Annotated in this window: 20 protein-coding genes; 17 read left to right on the plus strand and 3 right to left on the minus strand. The window is 72.5% G+C overall.

From position 1 onward, the window contains the following. Window positions 1-148: 148 nt before the first annotated feature. Window positions 149-1,726, minus strand: coding sequence for an oxidoreductase (locus AC5L3C_RS28470; protein WP_493651745.1), 1,578 nt, complete (start codon window positions 1,724-1,726; stop codon window positions 149-151). Window positions 1,727-1,919: 193 nt separating this feature from the next. Between AC5L3C_RS28470 and hisD the strand changes: the two genes are divergently transcribed. Genes hisD through hisF form a run of 8 tightly spaced genes read left to right on the plus strand, consistent with a single transcriptional unit; the run spans window position 1,920 to window position 7,672 of the window. Beyond that, entirely contained in the window at window positions 1,920-3,269 is a 1,350-nt protein-coding gene (gene hisD / locus AC5L3C_RS28475) for a histidinol dehydrogenase (RefSeq protein WP_493651747.1), read from the plus strand. Next, the gene (locus AC5L3C_RS28480; RefSeq protein WP_493651749.1) at window positions 3,266-4,375 is read left to right on the plus strand and encodes a histidinol-phosphate transaminase; all 1,110 of its coding nucleotides are present in this window, start codon (window positions 3,266-3,268) and stop codon (window positions 4,373-4,375) included. The genes hisD and AC5L3C_RS28480 overlap by 4 nt, the downstream gene beginning before the upstream one ends. Then, window positions 4,372-4,965 (plus strand): imidazoleglycerol-phosphate dehydratase HisB, encoded by a 594-nt coding sequence (gene hisB, locus AC5L3C_RS28485; protein WP_125507152.1) that lies wholly within the window; start codon window positions 4,372-4,374, stop codon window positions 4,963-4,965. The genes AC5L3C_RS28480 and hisB overlap by 4 nt, the downstream gene beginning before the upstream one ends. A gap of 3 nt (window positions 4,966-4,968) precedes the next feature. Beyond that, entirely contained in the window at window positions 4,969-5,127 is a 159-nt protein-coding gene (locus AC5L3C_RS28490; RefSeq protein WP_164555741.1) for a hypothetical protein, read from the plus strand. A 3-nt stretch (window positions 5,128-5,130) separates the two neighbouring features. After that, window positions 5,131-5,772 (plus strand): imidazole glycerol phosphate synthase subunit HisH, encoded by a 642-nt coding sequence (gene hisH, locus AC5L3C_RS28495; protein WP_493651751.1) that lies wholly within the window; start codon window positions 5,131-5,133, stop codon window positions 5,770-5,772. A 4-nt stretch (window positions 5,773-5,776) separates the two neighbouring features. Further along, window positions 5,777-6,499, plus strand: a complete 723-nt coding sequence (gene priA, locus AC5L3C_RS28500) for a bifunctional 1-(5-phosphoribosyl)-5-((5-phosphoribosylamino)methylideneamino)imidazole-4-carboxamide isomerase/phosphoribosylanthranilate isomerase PriA (protein WP_493651753.1) — start codon at window positions 5,777-5,779, stop codon at window positions 6,497-6,499. Between the two features lie 16 nt (window positions 6,500-6,515). Then, complete coding sequence (locus AC5L3C_RS28505) at window positions 6,516-6,920, plus strand: Rid family hydrolase (RefSeq protein WP_493651754.1); 405 nt, start codon at window positions 6,516-6,518, stop codon at window positions 6,918-6,920. After that, the gene (gene hisF, locus AC5L3C_RS28510; protein ID WP_125507160.1) at window positions 6,917-7,672 is read left to right on the plus strand and encodes an imidazole glycerol phosphate synthase subunit HisF; all 756 of its coding nucleotides are present in this window, start codon (window positions 6,917-6,919) and stop codon (window positions 7,670-7,672) included. Before AC5L3C_RS28505 ends, hisF begins: the two co-directional genes overlap by 4 nt. A gap of 2 nt (window positions 7,673-7,674) precedes the next feature. On the opposite strand, the gene AC5L3C_RS28515 is transcribed toward hisF, so the two are convergent. Both AC5L3C_RS28515 and AC5L3C_RS28520 read right to left on the minus strand, forming a co-directional pair. Further along, the gene (locus tag AC5L3C_RS28515) at window positions 7,675-8,073 is read right to left on the minus strand and encodes a VOC family protein (protein ID WP_125507162.1); all 399 of its coding nucleotides are present in this window, start codon (window positions 8,071-8,073) and stop codon (window positions 7,675-7,677) included. Between the two features lie 23 nt (window positions 8,074-8,096). Continuing rightward, window positions 8,097-8,732 (minus strand): TIGR03085 family metal-binding protein, encoded by a 636-nt coding sequence (locus tag AC5L3C_RS28520; RefSeq protein WP_493651757.1) that lies wholly within the window; start codon window positions 8,730-8,732, stop codon window positions 8,097-8,099. Window positions 8,733-8,806: 74 nt separating this feature from the next. Here AC5L3C_RS28520 and hisI point away from each other — a divergent pair, with 74 nt between their 5' ends. The 9 genes from hisI to trpA all read left to right on the plus strand — a co-directional run bounded on the left by hisI (window position 8,807) and on the right by trpA (window position 15,622). After that, complete coding sequence (gene hisI, locus AC5L3C_RS28525; protein WP_493651758.1) at window positions 8,807-9,196, plus strand: phosphoribosyl-AMP cyclohydrolase; 390 nt, start codon at window positions 8,807-8,809, stop codon at window positions 9,194-9,196. 11 nt (window positions 9,197-9,207) lie between these two features. Continuing rightward, complete coding sequence (locus AC5L3C_RS28530; protein WP_493651760.1) at window positions 9,208-10,731, plus strand: anthranilate synthase component I; 1,524 nt, start codon at window positions 9,208-9,210, stop codon at window positions 10,729-10,731. Window positions 10,732-10,771: 40 nt separating this feature from the next. Then, window positions 10,772-11,422 (plus strand): TIGR02234 family membrane protein, encoded by a 651-nt coding sequence (locus tag AC5L3C_RS28535; RefSeq protein ID WP_493651761.1) that lies wholly within the window; start codon window positions 10,772-10,774, stop codon window positions 11,420-11,422. A gap of 85 nt (window positions 11,423-11,507) precedes the next feature. Next, a complete protein-coding gene (locus AC5L3C_RS28540) occupies window positions 11,508-11,759 on the plus strand; it encodes an HGxxPAAW family protein (protein WP_493651763.1) in 252 nt (83 codons plus the stop codon). Window positions 11,760-11,846: 87 nt separating this feature from the next. Then, the gene (locus AC5L3C_RS28545; protein ID WP_493651764.1) at window positions 11,847-12,293 is read left to right on the plus strand and encodes a DUF2752 domain-containing protein; all 447 of its coding nucleotides are present in this window, start codon (window positions 11,847-11,849) and stop codon (window positions 12,291-12,293) included. 123 nt (window positions 12,294-12,416) lie between these two features. Continuing rightward, entirely contained in the window at window positions 12,417-13,226 is an 810-nt protein-coding gene (trpC, locus tag AC5L3C_RS28550) for an indole-3-glycerol phosphate synthase TrpC (protein WP_125507176.1), read from the plus strand. A 22-nt stretch (window positions 13,227-13,248) separates the two neighbouring features. Beyond that, a complete protein-coding gene (trpM, locus tag AC5L3C_RS28555) occupies window positions 13,249-13,392 on the plus strand; it encodes a tryptophan biosynthesis modulator TrpM (protein WP_125507177.1) in 144 nt (47 codons plus the stop codon). 131 nt (window positions 13,393-13,523) lie between these two features. Then, entirely contained in the window at window positions 13,524-14,810 is a 1,287-nt protein-coding gene (gene trpB, locus AC5L3C_RS28560; RefSeq protein WP_493651766.1) for a tryptophan synthase subunit beta, read from the plus strand. Then, a complete protein-coding gene (gene trpA / locus AC5L3C_RS28565) occupies window positions 14,807-15,622 on the plus strand; it encodes a tryptophan synthase subunit alpha (RefSeq protein ID WP_493651767.1) in 816 nt (271 codons plus the stop codon). Before trpB ends, trpA begins: the two co-directional genes overlap by 4 nt. Window positions 15,623-15,671: the final 49 nt, after the last annotated feature.

The following is a 15,671-nucleotide window of genomic DNA, read 5'->3' on the forward strand; positions in this document are numbered from 1 at the left end:
GTCCGCAGGTCACAGCGGCGCCAGAGGGCACGCGGAACTCGTGGAAGGTTGTACGGGGTTCGGTCAAGGCCCGGTAAAAAGCAGAAGGCCCCTCACGTTGCACACGGCCTCTCGGGCCTCACCGGCCCCACGGGCCCCACGGTCGGGGTCAGGTGCGCCGCAGCGTGCGCGTTGCGCCCGCCGCCACCGTCGTCGCCAGGATCCAGCCCAGCAGGATGAACGCGGCCGACAGCCACTGCCAGCCGCCGCGCAGCTGCCAGAAGCCCACCTGGCCCAGGTCGATCACCGGCAGCAGCAGATCCAGCGCGAACAGCGCCGGGTTCCACGCCGGGTGCTCGTCGCTCTTCAGAGGCGGGTGGTCCGCGCGGGCGAAGGCCAGCGAACCGGCCGCCCACAGCACCGCCATCCACAGCGCGGCCCGGCCCGGACGGTATCCGTAGGCCACCGCCCAGTCCTGCGCGTAGCCCCACAGCTTGGCCCCGAACGGCAGGCTCTGGCGGCGGCGGCGCTGCTTGGCGAGCAGCACCTCCCGGGCGTCCTCGTCCTCCCCGCCCTCCCGCAGCACGGCGGCCAGCCGCTCGTACGGCTCCGGGTTGTACTCGGCGCTCGCCGCGTCCACCCAGCGCAGCCGCAGCGCCAGCGGGAACGGGCCGCGCGGCACCAGGTTCTCGTAGGTGAAGCCGCCCATGTGCAGCCGGCCGGGGCCCGGCCAGCTGTCCGCCCGGTCCATCAGGTTCACCACCCTCGCCCCCGACAGCACCACCCGGCCGCGCGCCGGCCGCTCCCCGAGGAACCGCAGCTCCGGCGTCTGCACCCGGCGCAGCGACAGCTCCTGCTCGTCGGTGAAGGTGAACCGGGCCCCCTCGAAGTCCACCGCGTCCCCGAACCGCCCGTCGTCCAGCCGCACCCCGCCCTCGCACTCGAACCGCTGGATCCGCGTCCCGCGCGCCGGTGTCATCCCGCTGCGCGCCTGGGCGCCCACCCCCGCCGGGGTCAGATACAGCGAGCGCTCGACGGTCAGCTGCGGCGCGTTCAGCGCGAACCGGGAGCGCCGGTCGCCCAGCCGCGCCCCGCGCAGGCTCAGCGAGACGCCGATCGTCGCACTGCGCAGGCTCAGCTCGCCGTGCGACTCCAGCATCTCCGCCTGGAGGTCCTGGCCCACGGTCATCCCGTCCGCCGCTATCGAGCGGCCGCTGCGGTCCCGGTGCACGACCGCCTGGTTGAGCAGCAGATCCGTGCCGATCCTGGCGTCCGTGAGCCGTATGCCGCCCAGGAACCGGCAGCGCGGCAGATGCAGATCGCCCTCGGTGTGCAGCCGGGCCGCCTCCAGCCGCGGTATCGAGCAGTCGACCATCCGCATGGTCGTGAAGCGGGCCTCCGGCAGCAGCACGTCCCGCTCGAAGCGGCAGCCGCGCAGCTCCACGTACGGCACCACCGTGCCGCCCGCGAGGTCCAGCACGCCGCTGATCCGCACCCCGACCAGCTTCAACGACGAGACCCGCCCGGCCAGCGCGGGCGGACCGTCCAGCAGCAGCCAGCACATCACGCGCGCCCGGACCGTGCGCTCCGGTCCCCACGGATGCCCTCCGTGCGGGTCGTCGACGACGGTGTCGCCGCTGCTCAGGTCGTACACGCTGCCGTTGCGGAAGGCCTGCCACATGCCGGCCTCCGCGGCGGTCAGGTCCTCCGGCGGCTCTCCGCCGCCCGGTCCCACCCCCTGGGTCACGGAGCTCCCCTCCTCCTCACATACCCGTCGGTTCGTCCCTTCGTACAACCGGTGATGCCCGGTGCGGTGACCTGTTGAACACGGAAAGTGAAAGGGATCTCGAAAATGTGCGCGGACCGTCACCACGACGGGCTCGTATCAGCCAATGGACCGTGCGGACGGCCCACCGCGCGGGTCTGAGAGAATTGGGCATGTGATCTCCCGAATCGATCTGCGCGGCGACGCCCTCCCCGAGGGCCCCGCCCTGCGCGACCTGCTGCCCCGAGCCGACTTCGACGTCGCGGCCGCCCTGGAGAAGGTGCGGCCCATCTGCGAGGACGTGCATCATCGGGGCGACGCGGCGCTGATCGACTTCGCCGAGCGCTTCGACGGCGTGAAGCTGGACCAGGTCCGGGTGCCCGCCGCCGCGCTCGCGCGCGCCCTGGAGGAACTGGACCCGGCCGTGCGCGCCGCCCTGGAGGAGTCCGTCCGCCGGGCCCGGCTGGTCCACCGCGCGCAGCGCCGCACCACCCACACCACCCAGGTCGTGCCCGGCGGCACGGTCACCGAGAAGTGGGTCCCGGTCGACCGCGTGGGTCTGTACGCGCCGGGCGGCCGGGCCGTCTACCCCTCCTCCGTGATCATGAACGTGGTGCCCGCCCAGGAGGCCGGCGTCCCGTCCCTCGCGCTCGCCTCCCCGGCCCAGGCCGAGTTCGGCGGCCTGCCGCACCCGACCATCCTCGCCGCCTGCGCCCTGCTCGGCGTCGACGAGGTGTACGCGGCGGGCGGCGCCACCGCCGTCGCGATGTTCGCGTACGGCACGGAGTCCTGCCCGGCGGCGAACATGGTCACCGGCCCCGGCAACATCTGGGTCGCCGCCGCCAAGCGCTACTTCACCGGCATGATCGGCATCGACGCCGAGGCCGGCCCCACCGAGATCGCGATCCTCGCGGACTCCACCGCCGACCCGGTGCACGTGGCCTCCGACCTGATCAGCCAGGCCGAGCACGACCCGCTGGCCGCCGCCGTCCTGGTCACCGACTCCACCGACCTCGCGGACGCGGTCGAGAAGGAGCTGGAGCCGCAGGTCAAGGCCAGCAAGCACGCCGACGAGCGGATCGTGCCCGCCCTCGGCGGCAAGCAGTCCGCCGTCGTCCTGGTCGACGGCCTCGACGAGGGCCTGCGCGTCGTCGACGCCTACGGCGCCGAGCACCTGGAGATCCAGACGGCCGACGCGGCCGCCCTGGCCGACCGGGTGCGCAACGCGGGCGCGATCTTCATCGGCCCCTGGGCACCCGTCTCGCTCGGCGACTACGCCGCCGGGTCCAACCACGTCCTGCCCACCGGTGGCTGCGCATGCCACTCCTCCGGCCTGTCCGTCCAGTCCTTCCTGCGCGGCATCCACATCGTCGACTACACCGAGGACGCGCTGGCCGAGGTCGCGCACCACGTGGTGACGCTGGCGGAGGCGGAGGACCTGCCCGCGCACGGCGCGGCCATCAAGGCAAGGTTTGCCGGAGACGAACAAATGGCGCGTGGCTGGAAGGTGCCTGAGAACAAGTGAGCTTCGCAATCGACGATCTCCCCGTACGGGACGAGCTGCGCGGCAAGTCCCCCTACGGCGCGCCCCAGCTGGACGTCCCCGTACGGCTGAACACCAACGAGAACCCCTACCCGCTGCCCGAACCGCTGGTCGAGCGGATCGCCGAGCGGGTCCGGGAGGCGGCCCGGCACCTCAACCGCTACCCCGACCGGGACGCGGTCGAGCTGCGCACCCGGCTCGCCGAGTACCTGACGAAGACCTCCGGCCACCCGGTGGGCCTCGCCGACGTGTGGGCGGCCAACGGCTCCAACGAGGTCATCCAGCAGCTGCTGCAGACCTTCGGCGGACCGGGACGCACCGCCATCGGCTTCGAACCCTCGTACTCGATGCACGGCCTGATCGCCCGGGGCACCGGCACCGGCTGGATCTCCGGGCCGCGCAACGAGGACTTCACCATCGACCTCGCCGCCGCGCGGAAGGCGATCGCCGAGCACCGGCCCGACGTCGTCTTCATCACCACCCCCAACAACCCCACCGGCAACGCGGTCCCCGCGGAGACGGTCCTCGAGCTGTACGAGGCGGCCCAGGCCGCCAAGCCGTCGATGGTCGTGGTCGACGAGGCGTACGTCGAGTTCAGCCACGGCGACTCGCTGCTGCCGCTGCTCGACGGCCGCCCGCACCTGGTGATCTCCCGCACCATGTCGAAGGCGTTCGGCGCGGCGGGCCTGCGCCTGGGCTACCTCGCCGCCCACCCGGCGGTCGTCGACGCGGTCCAGCTGGTCCGGCTGCCGTACCACCTGTCGGCCGTCACCCAGGCGACCGCGCTGGCGGCGCTCGAACACACCGACACGCTGCTGAAGTACGTCGAGCAGCTGAAGGCCGAGCGGGACCGGCTGGTCGCCGAACTGCGCGCCCTCGGCTACGAGGTCACCGAGTCCGACGCGAACTTCGTCCAGTTCGGACGGTTCGCGGACTCCCACGCCGCCTGGCGCGGGATCCTCGACCGGGGCGTCCTGGTCCGGGACAACGGCGTACCGGGATGGCTGCGGGTCACCGCGGGCACCCCGGCCGAAAACGACGCGTTCCTCGACGCGGTACGTGAGTTGAAGAAGGAGCAAGGTTCATGACCCGCGCAGGGCGTGTGGAGCGCACCACCAAGGAAACGACCGTCCTCGTCGAGATCGACCTCGACGGCACCGGCAGGACCGAGATCTCCACGGGGGTCGGCTTCTACGACCACATGCTCGACCAGCTCGGCCGGCACGGTCTGTTCGACCTGACCGTGAAGACCGAGGGCGACCTGCACATCGACTCCCACCACACCATCGAGGACACCGCCCTCGCGCTCGGCGCCGCCTTCAAGCAGGCGCTCGGCGACAAGGTGGGCATCTACCGCTTCGGCAACTGCACGGTCCCCCTGGACGAGTCCCTCGCCCAGGTCACCGTCGACCTCTCCGGCCGCCCCTACCTCGTGCACACCGAGCCCGAGAACATGGCGCCCATGATCGGCTCCTACGACGTGACGATGACCCGGCACATCCTGGAGTCCTTCGTCGCCCAGGCGCAGATCGCCCTGCACGTGCACGTGCCCTACGGGCGCAACGCGCACCACATCGTGGAGTGCCAGTTCAAGGCCCTCGCCCGCGCGCTGCGCTACGCGTCCGAGCGCGACCCCCGCGCGGCGGGCATCCTGCCCTCCACGAAGGGCGCGCTGTAAGCCATGAACGGTCTGTCCACCGTCCTGATCGTCGTCGGCCTGTTCTTCGTCGGCGGGATCATCTCGTTCGTCAAGCAGAAGATGCCCACGAGCCTCATCGTGCTGCTCTCCATCGGCGCCGCCATGTGTCTCGTCACGGGCCTTCTGCGGCTGGAGGTGTAGACCTTGAGCACCACCAGGAAGGTCGTGGTCTTCGACTACGGCTTCGGCAACGTCCGCTCCGCCGAGCGCGCCCTCGCCCGCGCGGGAGCCGACGTGGAGATCACCCGTGACTTCGACCGCGCGATGAACGCCGACGGGCTGCTGGTGCCCGGCGTCGGCGCCTTCGCCGCCTGCATGAAGGGGCTGCGGGAGGCGCGCGGCGACTGGATCGTCGACCGCCGGCTGTCCGGCGGCCGCCCCGTGATGGGCATCTGCGTCGGCATGCAGATCCTCTTCGCGCGGGGCATCGAGCACGGCGTGGAGACCGAGGGCCTCGACGAGTGGCCCGGCTCGGTCGAGCCGCTCCAGGCCGAGATCGTCCCCCACATGGGCTGGAACACCGTGGACGTCCCGGAGGGCTCCGAGCTCTTCGCCGGCCTCGAGGCGGACGCCCGCTTCTACTTCGTGCACTCCTACGCCGTCCACGACTGGACCCTTCAGACGGCGAACCCCGCGATGCGCGCCCCGCTGGTCACCTGGGCCACCCACGGCAAGCCCTTCGTGGCCGCGGTCGAGAACGGCGCCCTGTGGGCCACCCAGTTCCACCCCGAGAAGTCCGGCGACGCCGGTGCCCAGCTCCTCACCAACTGGATCGGAACCCTGTAGAGACATGGCCAAGCTCGAACTCCTCCCCGCCGTCGACGTCCGCGACGGCCAGGCCGTCCGCCTCGTGCACGGCGAGTCCGGGACGGAAACGTCGTACGGCTCCCCGCTGGAGGCCGCCCTCGCCTGGCAGCGCGCGGGCGCCGAGTGGCTGCACCTGGTCGATCTGGACGCCGCGTTCGGCACCGGCGACAACCGGGCCCTGATCTCCGAGGTCACCGGGGCGATGGACATCAAGGTCGAGCTGTCCGGCGGCATCCGCGACGACGACACCCTCGCCGCCGCCCTCGCCACCGGCTGCACCCGCGTCAACCTCGGCACCGCCGCCCTGGAGACCCCCGAGTGGGTCGCCCGGGTCATCGCCGAGCACGGCGACAGGATCGCCGTCGGCCTCGACGTGCGCGGCACTACGCTGCGCGGCCGCGGCTGGACCCGCGACGGCGGCGACCTCTACGAGACGCTGGAGCGCCTCGACAAGGAGGGCTGCGCCCGCTACGTCGTCACCGACATCGCCAAGGACGGCACCCTCCAGGGCCCCAACCTGGAGCTGCTGAAGAACGTCTGCGCCGCCACCGACCGCCCGGTCGTGGCCTCCGGCGGTGTCTCCTCCCTGGACGACCTGCGCGCCATCGCGGGGCTCGTCCCGCTCGGCGTCGAGGGCGCCATCGTGGGCAAGGCGCTCTACGCCAAGGCGTTCACCCTGGAAGAGGCCCTGGAGGTCACGTCGTGAAGAAGGACGCGCGGCGATGACGTCCGACGCCGTACGGCGGGTGCGCGGCCAGAACCCCTGGGAGGAGATCCTCGGCTCCGCGCGCGCCGTCGCGGCGGGCGACCGCGTCCTGGTGGCGGGCACGACCGCCTTCCGGGGCGATGTGCTGCACGGGGAGGGCGACCCGTACGAACAGGCCAAGGTGGCCTTCACCCTCGCCCTGGAGGCGCTCGGCGAGTTCGGGCTCGGCACCGGGTCCGTGATCCGCACCCGCCTCCATCTCGCCCACGCGCGGGACGTCGACGAGGCCGCACGCGCGCACAAGGAGCTGTTCGGCGAGGTGCGCCCGGTCACCACCCTGCTGGTGGTCGAGGGCTTCGTCGACCCGCGCGTGCTGGTCTCAGTGGAACTCGAAGCATTCAGAGGAGCCGTGGATTCATGACCCTGGCGGTCCGAGTCATCCCCTGCCTGGACGTGGACGGCGGCCGGGTCGTCAAGGGCGTCAACTTCCAGAACCTGCGCGACGCGGGCGACCCCGTCGAGATGGCCAAGGTGTACGACGCCGAGGGCGCCGACGAGCTGACGTTCCTGGACATCACCGCCTCGTCCGGCAACCGCGAGACCACCTACGACGTGGTGCGCCGCACCGCCGAACAGGTGTTCATCCCGCTCACCGTCGGCGGCGGCGTGCGCACCGCCGAGGACGTGGACCGGCTGCTGCGCGCGGGTGCCGACAAGGTCGGCGTGAACACCGCCGCGATCGCCCGCCCCGAGCTCATCCGCGAGATCGCCGAACGCTTCGGCCGGCAGGTCCTGGTCCTGTCGGTGGACGCCCGCCGCACCGACTCCGGCTCGTTCGAGGTGACCACGCACGGCGGCCGCCGCGGCACCGGCATCGACGCCGTGGAGTGGGCGCACCGCGCCGCCGAACTGGGCGCCGGCGAGATCCTGCTGAACTCCATGGACGCCGACGGCACCAAGGACGGCTACGACCTGGAGATGATCGCCGCCGTCCGCAAGCACGTCAGCGTGCCGGTGATCGCCTCCGGCGGCGCCGGAAAGCTCGCCGACTTCCCGCCCGCGGTCGCGGCGGGCGCCGACGCCGTCCTCGCGGCCTCGGTGTTCCACTTCGGCGACCTGCGCATCGGCCAGGTCAAGGAGACCCTGCGGGCGGCCGGTCACCCGGTGCGGTGACGTCAGCGCAGCGGCTGCGCCAGCTGGATGAGGTTGCCGACCGTGTCGTCCAGGACCGCGGAGAGCACCGCACCCTGCTCCCGCGGGTCCTGCACGAAGTGGACCCCCTCCCCGCGCAGCCGCTCGTACTCCGCGCGGAGGTCGTCCACGGAGAACACGATCGCGGGCAGCCCCGACTCCCGCACCGCCCGCCGGTACGGCTCGGCGATGGACCCGTGCCCCGGCTCCAGCAGCAGTTCCAGATCCCGCTGGGCGCCCTCGCGCGCCCCCACGGTGACGTACAGCATGCCGTCGCCCATATCCAGGTGGGTACGGGTCTCGAAGCCGAGGACATCGGTGTAGAAGGCGTGCGCCTTCGCCACGTCGTCCACGTACACACTGGTCATGGCCACTTTGATCACGAGCTGCGCCTTTCGGGTACGGATCAGATGCCGAGCTGTCCGGTCTCCCGCAGCTTCGCGATGGCGTTCTCGTCGCCGTCCAGCTCGACCTCGGCCGCGCTCTGCCGGCCGTAGGCGAACAGCACCAGCTCGGAGGGCTCTCCGGTCACCGTGACCACCGGCGTGCCGCGGTGGGCCACCACCGTCTGGCCGTCCGGACGGCGCAGCACCAGGCCGGTCGGCACACCGCGGCCCATCAGGCGCGCGGAGCGCTCGAGACGCGACCACAGGGCGTTCTGGAACACCGGGTCCAGCTCGCGCGGCGTCCACTCGGGCTGGGCCCGGCGGACGTCCTCGGTGTGGACGTAGAACTCCACGGTGTTCGACAGCTCGTCGACCTGCTTGAGCGAGAAGGGCGAGAAGCGCGGCGGACCGGTCCGGATCAGCTGGATCAGTTCCTCGTACGGCTTGGCGGTGAACTCCGCCATCACCCGCTCCAGGCGAGACGCGAGCTGTTTGACCACGATGCCGCCCGCCGCGTCGGGACGGCGCTCGCGCACCACCACGTGGGCGGCCAGATCCCGGGCGGTCCACCCCTCGCACAGGGTCGGGGCGTCCGGGCCCGTGGTCTCCAGCAGATCGGCCAGAAGAAGTCGTTCACGCTTGGCATGGGTCGACATGCAGGCCAGCCTACGACCGGGCGCCGGGTCCGCCCAGTGGACGGTGCCCGGTCCGCCCGTCCGGGCGCGGCACAATGGCCGGTATGACCAGCACGTCCCGGCCCAGCCGCCTCGACCCGGAGATCGCCGCGCGGCTCAAGCGCAGCCCCGACGGCCTCCTGCCCGCCATCGCCCAGCAGTACGACACCGGAGAGGTGCTGATGCTGGGCTGGATGGATGACGAGGCCCTGCATCGCACGCTGACCACCGGCCGCTGCACCTACTGGTCGCGCAGCCGCCGGGAGTACTGGGTCAAGGGGGACACCTCCGGGCACGTCCAGTGGGTCAAGTCGGTCGCCCTGGACTGCGACGCCGACACCGTGCTGGTCAAGGTCGACCAGGTCGGCGCCGCCTGCCACACCGGCGCCCGCACCTGCTTCGACGCCGACGTCCTGGTGGCCGACGCCGCCGCCGCGGATCAGTAGGGTCTGCCGCCATGGACCTCGAGACCTTCCGCAAGCTCGCCACCGACCGCCGCGTCATCCCGGTCACCCGCAAGCTCCTCGCCGACGGCGACACCCCCGTCGCGCTCTACCGCAAACTCGCCGGCGAACGGCCCGGCACCTTCCTGCTGGAGTCCGCCGATGGGGGTACCTCCCAGGCGTTCAGCACTGGAGGAGGCAGGTCCTGGTCCCGCTACTCCTTCGTCGGCGTCCGCAGCGCCGCCACCCTCACCGAACGCGACGGGCGGGCGCACTGGGAGGGCACCCCGCCCGTCGGCGTCCCCGTGGACGGCGATCCCCTCGCCGCGCTGCGCGCCACCCTCCAGACCCTGCACACCCCCCGCGACCTCGCCCACGACCTGGGCCTGCCGCCCTTCACCGGCGGCATGGTCGGCTACCTCGGCTACGACATCGTGCGCCGCCTGGAGAGGATCGGCCCCGGCGAGCGGGACGATCTGAAGCTGCCCGAGCTGACCATGCTGCTCACCAGCGACCTCGCCGTCATGGACCACTGGGAGGGCTCCGTCTGGCTGATCGCCAACGCGATCAACCACAACGACCTGGAGACCGGTGTCGACGAGGCGTACGCCGACGCCGTGGCCCGGCTCGACGCCATGGAGGCCGACCTCGCCCGCGCGGTGGCCCAGCCGCCGGCCGTGCTGCCGCCCTCCGAACTGCCCGAGTACACCGCGCGGTGGGGCGGTCCCGACTTCCGGCGGGCCGTGGAGGACGTCAAGGAACGCATCCGCGCGGGGGAGGCCTTCCAGGTCGTGCCCTCGCAGCGGTTCGAGACGGACTGCACGGCGAGTGCCCTGGACGTCTACCGGGTGCTGCGGGCCACCAACCCGTCGCCCTACATGTACCTGTTCCGCTTCGACGGCTTCGACGTGGCCGGGTCCTCCCCCGAGGCCCTGGTCAAGGTCGAGGACGGGCGGGCCATGGTCCACCCCATCGCCGGCACACGGCACCGCGGCGCCACCCCGCAGGAGGACCAGGCCCTGGCCGACGAACTCCTCGCCGACCCCAAGGAGCGCGCCGAGCACCTCATGCTCGTCGACCTGGGCCGCAACGACCTCGGACGCGTCTGCGAACCCGGCTCCGTCGAGGTCGTCGACTTCATGTCCATCGAGCGGTACTCGCACGTCATGCACATCGTGTCCACGGTCACCGGCCGCGTCACCGGCGACCGCACCGCCTTCGACGTGCTCACCGCCTGCTTCCCGGCCGGCACGCTCTCCGGCGCGCCCAAGCCCCGCGCGATGCAGATCATCGACGAACTCGAACCGTCCAGGCGCGGCCTGTACGGCGGCTGCGTCGGTTACCTCGACTTCGCCGGCGACTCCGACACGGCCATCGCCATCCGCACCGCCCTGCTGCGCGACGGCACGGCGTACGTGCAGGCCGGAGCCGGGATCGTCGCCGACTCCGACCCGGTCGCCGAGGACACCGAGTGCCGCAACAAGGCCGCGGCCGTGCTCCGCGCGGTGCACACCGCGAACCGGCTGGGAAAGGTGTGAATGAACCCCGGGTGACGGTTCGCCCGGGGTTCAGGCGATAGTGGATGTCGTGACTGCTGTACCTACCCCCCGTTCCGGGGCCGCCGCCACCGCCAGGGCCGGCCGCCTCAGCCTCGCCGCCGCGCTGCTCTGCGGCGCCCTCGGCGCCGGCGTGGTCCTCCTCGCCACCCGGCAGCGGTGGTCGGAGGGCACCACGACGGTGGCCGGCGGCCCGTTCCCCCTGACCGCCCAGGGCAGCGACGTCACCGGCGTCCCCGCCGCGCTGGCCGTCGTCGGGCTGGCCGCGCTCGTGGCCGTCTTCGCCGTGCGCCGGGCCGGCCGGTTCGCCGTCGCCGCGCTGCTCGCGCTCTCCGGCGCGGGCACGATCGCGGCGGCGCTGCTCGGAGCCTCGGACCGCGGGGCGCTCGACGAGCAGGCGGCACAGGCTTCCGGCGACACCTCGGCGACCGTGGAGTCGCTCAGCCACACCGCGTGGCCGTACGTCGCCGTCGCGGGCGGTGTGCTGCTGCTGGTGGCGGGGCTGCTGGCGCTGCGCTACGGGAGGCTGTGGCCGGCGATGTCCGGACGCTACGAGCGGGGCGGAACCCAGACGCGACCGCGCCGCAGGCAGACCACCGAGGCCGACCCGGACCGCCCGGAGGACCTCTGGAAGGCCCTGGATCGCGGCGAGGACCCCACGGGGACCCAGTGACCCCGGCGCACGGCGGTCCGGAGTGTGCGGGACAATGACAGCGAGCGTCCTGCTCAGACACGCACACAGCAACGAGGAGCAAGCAATGGCGGGCAGCAGCCACGGTCACACCCCGGCCGCCTGGACCGGTGTCATCATCGCCTTCATCGGTTTCTGCGCCGGTGGTGCCTTCATGGTGATGGACCAGCCCGTGGGCTTCTGGGCGAGCATCGGCGTGATCCTCCTCGGCGGTCTCGTCGGCGCCGTCATGCGCTCGATGGGCATGGGCCAGCCGAAGAGCAACCACCCCGTCCACCAGGTCACCGGCGACCGCACGCCGGCCCGCGCCGACGGCTGAGCGGCACACCGCACACCGCACGGGGACAGGGGCGGCGGGCCCGCACGGCGGAGCCCGGCACCGCCCCTGACCCGCGTCCGGGGCACAATGCACAGCGTGAACGCCCCCACCTCGCGCGTGCCCCGCGTGCTCCGCGGCAGGGCGGCCCGGCTGGCCCCCCTCGCCGCCGTGCTCGCCGCCGTCGCCGGAGCCTTCGCCTACGTAGGGGCCGTGGACCCCAACGAGCCCGGCCACTACCCCGTCTGTCCGCTGCTGCACCTCACCGGCCTGTACTGCCCCGGCTGCGGCGGACTGCGCAGCGCCCACGCCGTCGCCCACGGCGACCTCCTGACCGCCCTCCAGGCCAACGCGCCCGCCGTCGTCGGATACGCCGGCTTCGCCGCGCTGTGGACCGTCTGGGTGATCCGTGCGGCGCGCGGCGGGCCGCCGCCGAGGATCGACCCGCCACCGGTGCTCCTGTGGTCCCTGGGAGCACTGCTGCTGGCTTTCACGGTTGTCCGGAACCTGCCGTTCGGCGGCTGGTTGCATCCTTGATCAAAGAGTGAATGTCCAGGTAGTGGGACCGGCGTCAACCGGATGCGAGGCATACGCCCTGCTGCGGATACCATCGCTGTGACCACCGAAGACAGACCGACCGTCAGGAAGGGGGCCGCTCGCGTGAGTGTGCTCGACGAGATCATCGACGGAGTCCGTGCCGACCTCGCGGAGCGGCAGGCGCGCGTCAGCCTCGACGAGCTCAAGGAGCGTGCGGCGAAGGCCCCCGCGGCCAAGGACGGCGTGGCCGCCCTGCGCGGCGACGGCGTCAAGGTGATCTGCGAGGTCAAGCGCTCCAGCCCGTCCAAGGGCGCGCTGGCCGCGATCGCCGATCCGGCGGGACTCGCCGCCGACTACGAGGCGGGCGGCGCCTCCGTCATCTCCGTCCTCACCGAACAGCGCCGCTTCGGCGGCTCGCTGGAGGACCTCGAGGCCGTCCGCGCGCGCGTGGACATCCCCGTGCTGCGCAAGGACTTCATCGTCACCTCGTACCAGCTCTGGGAGGCCCGCGCGTACGGCGCCGACCTCGCGCTGCTGATCGTCGCCGCCCTCGACCAGCCGGCCCTGGAGTCGCTGATCGAGCGCGCCGAGTCCATCGGGCTCACCCCGCTCGTCGAGGTCCACGACGAGGACGAGGTGGAGCGCGCCGTCGACGCGGGCGCCAAGGTCGTCGGGATCAACGCGCGCAACCTCAAGACCCTCGAGGTCGACCGCGGAACCTTCGAGCGGGTGGTCCCCGAGATCCCCGCCCACCTGGTGAAGGTCGCCGAGTCCGGCGTCCGCGGCCCGCACGACCTCATCGCCTACGCCAACGCGGGCGCCGACGCGGTCCTGGTCGGCGAGTCCCTGGTCACCGGCAAGGATCCCAAGACAGCCGTCTCCGACCTGGTGGCAGCGGGCGAACACCCCGCACTGCGCCACGGCCGCGGCTGATCCACGGGTAGGCTGGGCCGCGATGAAGCTCTCCCGACTCGCACGAGGCTGTCGGCCCCGAGGCTGTCGTGCCCCCGCCCGCCGGGTGCACGGCCGCAGGGTCCGCTACGTCATCGGCGACGAGCCGGGCCAGGTCAACGGGCGGCGATGGCAGCGCGCCCCCTAGGGGCGCGGGGCTCTGCCCATGTGCGGCTCCGCCGCGCGGGCGCGACCAGCCACGGACGGCCCGCAGCCGTCGCATCACCCCCGCCCCACGGCGCACTGTGTTTCTCCACGCACTCACCGTGAGGTTTCCGCATGTCCAGTACCTTCTTCATCCCCGACCCGGAGGGTCAGGTCCCGTCAGCCGAAGGCTACTTCGGCGCCTTCGGCGGCAAGTTCATCCCCGAGGCCCTCGTCGCCGCCGTCGACCAGGTAGCCGTCGAGTACGACAAGGCCAAGTCCGACCCCGAGTTCGCCCGGGAGCTCGACGGCCTCCTCGTCGACTACACCGGCCGGCCCAGCGCGCTCACCGAGGTCCCCCGCTTCGCCGAGCACGCCGGCGGCGCGAGGATCTTCCTCAAGCGCGAGGACCTGAACCACACCGGCTCGCACAAGATCAACAACGTGCTCGGCCAGGCCCTGCTGACCAGGCGCATGGGCAAGACCCGCGTCATCGCCGAGACCGGAGCCGGTCAGCACGGCGTGGCCACCGCCACCGCCTGCGCGCTCTTCGGCCTCGACTGCACGATCTACATGGGCGAGATCGACACCCGGCGCCAGGCCCTGAACGTGGCCCGGATGCGCATGCTCGGCGCCGAGGTCATCGCCGTGAAGTCCGGCAGCCGCACCCTGAAGGACGCCATCAACGAGGCGTTCCGGGACTGGGTCGCCAACGTCGACCACACCCACTACCTCTTCGGCACGGTCGCGGGCCCGCACCCCTTCCCCGCGATGGTGCGCGACTTCCACCGCGTCATCGGCGTCGAGGCCCGCCGCCAGCTTCTGGAGCGCGCCGGACGCCTGCCCGACGCCGCCCTCGCCTGCGTCGGCGGCGGCTCCAACGCCATCGGCCTGTTCCACGCCTTCATCCCCGACACGGACGTCCGGCTCATCGGCTGCGAGCCCGCGGGACACGGCATCGACAGCGGCGAGCACGCGGCCACCCTCACCGCGGGCGAGCCCGGCATCCTGCACGGCTCCCGGTCCTACGTCCTCCAGGACGACGAGGGGCAGATCACCGAGCCGTACTCGATCTCGGCGGGCCTGGACTACCCGGGCATCGGACCCGAGCACGCCTACCTCAAGGACAGCGGCCGCGGCGAGTACCGCGCCGTCACCGACGACGCCGCCATGCAGGCACTGCGGCTGCTCTCGCGCACCGAGGGCATCATCCCGGCCATCGAGAGCGCCCACGCGCTGGCCGGCGCCCTCGAGGTCGGCAGGGAACTGGGCCCCGACGGCCTGATCGTGGTCAACCTGTCCGGGCGCGGCGACAAGGACATGGACACCGCCGCGCGCTACTTCGGCCTGTACGACACCGACGCCGAGGTCGCCGCCGACGAGGCCGGCGGCACCGCCGAGATCGAGGGGGACGCCAAGTGAGCGGGAACGTGCAGCTGCTGAACGACACCCTCGCCACGGCGAAGTCCGAGGGCCGTGCCGCCCTCATCGCCTACCTGCCCGCGGGGTTCCCCACCGTGGACGGCGGCATCGAGGCGGTCAAGGCCGCCCTGGAGGGCGGCGCCGACGTCGTCGAGGTGGGCCTGCCGCACAGCGACCCCGTCCTGGACGGCCCGGTCATCCAGACCGCCGACGACATCGCCCTGCGCGGCGGCGTCCGGATCGCCGACGTGATGCGCACGGTCCGGGAGGCGCACGCCGCCACCGGCAAGCCGATCCTCGTCATGACGTACTGGAACCCCATCGACCGCTACGGCGTCGAGCGGTTCACCGCCGAGCTCGCCGAGGCGGGCGGTGCCGGGTGCATCCTGCCCGACCTGCCCGTGCAGGAGTCGGCGCTGTGGCGGGAGCACGCGGAGAAGCACGGGCTCGCCACCGTCTTCGTGGTCGCGCCCAGCAGCAGGGACGAGCGGCTCGCCGAGATCACCGCGGCCGGCAGCGGCTTCGTCTACGCCGCCTCCCTGATGGGCGTCACCGGCACCCGCGAGTCGGTCGGCGCGCAGGCCGAGGACCTGGTGCGGCGCACCCGCGCCACCACCGACCTGCCGGTCTGCGTCGGCCTCGGCGTCTCCAACGCGGCCCAGGCCGCCGAGGTCGCCGGCTTCGCCGACGGCGTGATCGTCGGGTCGGCCTTCGTCAAGCGGATGCTCGACGCCCCCGACGACGCGGCCGGGATCGAGGCCGTCCGTGCCCTCGCCGGTGATCTGGCCGGGGGAGTGCGCGGGCGGGCGTGACCCACGGGCCCGCGGCGGGCAGTCATACGGATCCCCCGTAAGGGTGGAC

The organism is Streptomyces speibonae, from assembly GCF_984686075.1.

Excerpts from the sequence above, each read along its gene's own strand:
- hisB (WP_125507152.1), top strand. The coding sequence starts at position 4,372 with ATGACCCGCGCAGGGCGTGTGGAGCGCACCACCAAGGAAACGACCGTC.
- AC5L3C_RS28490 (WP_164555741.1), top strand. The coding sequence starts at position 4,969 with ATGAACGGTCTGTCCACCGTCCTGATCGTCGTCGGCCTGTTCTTCGTC.
- priA (WP_493651753.1), top strand. The coding sequence starts at position 5,777 with ATGGCCAAGCTCGAACTCCTCCCCGCCGTCGACGTCCGCGACGGCCAG.
- AC5L3C_RS28505 (WP_493651754.1), top strand. The coding sequence starts at position 6,516 with ATGACGTCCGACGCCGTACGGCGGGTGCGCGGCCAGAACCCCTGGGAG.
- hisF (WP_125507160.1), top strand. The coding sequence starts at position 6,917 with ATGACCCTGGCGGTCCGAGTCATCCCCTGCCTGGACGTGGACGGCGGC.
- AC5L3C_RS28520 (WP_493651757.1), bottom strand. The coding sequence starts at position 8,732 with ATGTCGACCCATGCCAAGCGTGAACGACTTCTTCTGGCCGATCTGCTG.
- hisI (WP_493651758.1), top strand. The coding sequence starts at position 8,807 with ATGGCCGGTATGACCAGCACGTCCCGGCCCAGCCGCCTCGACCCGGAG.
- AC5L3C_RS28530 (WP_493651760.1), top strand. The coding sequence starts at position 9,208 with ATGGACCTCGAGACCTTCCGCAAGCTCGCCACCGACCGCCGCGTCATC.
- AC5L3C_RS28540 (WP_493651763.1), top strand. The coding sequence starts at position 11,508 with ATGGCGGGCAGCAGCCACGGTCACACCCCGGCCGCCTGGACCGGTGTC.
- AC5L3C_RS28545 (WP_493651764.1), top strand. The coding sequence starts at position 11,847 with ATGCACAGCGTGAACGCCCCCACCTCGCGCGTGCCCCGCGTGCTCCGC.
- trpM (WP_125507177.1), top strand. The coding sequence starts at position 13,249 with ATGAAGCTCTCCCGACTCGCACGAGGCTGTCGGCCCCGAGGCTGTCGT.
- trpB (WP_493651766.1), top strand. The coding sequence starts at position 13,524 with ATGTCCAGTACCTTCTTCATCCCCGACCCGGAGGGTCAGGTCCCGTCA.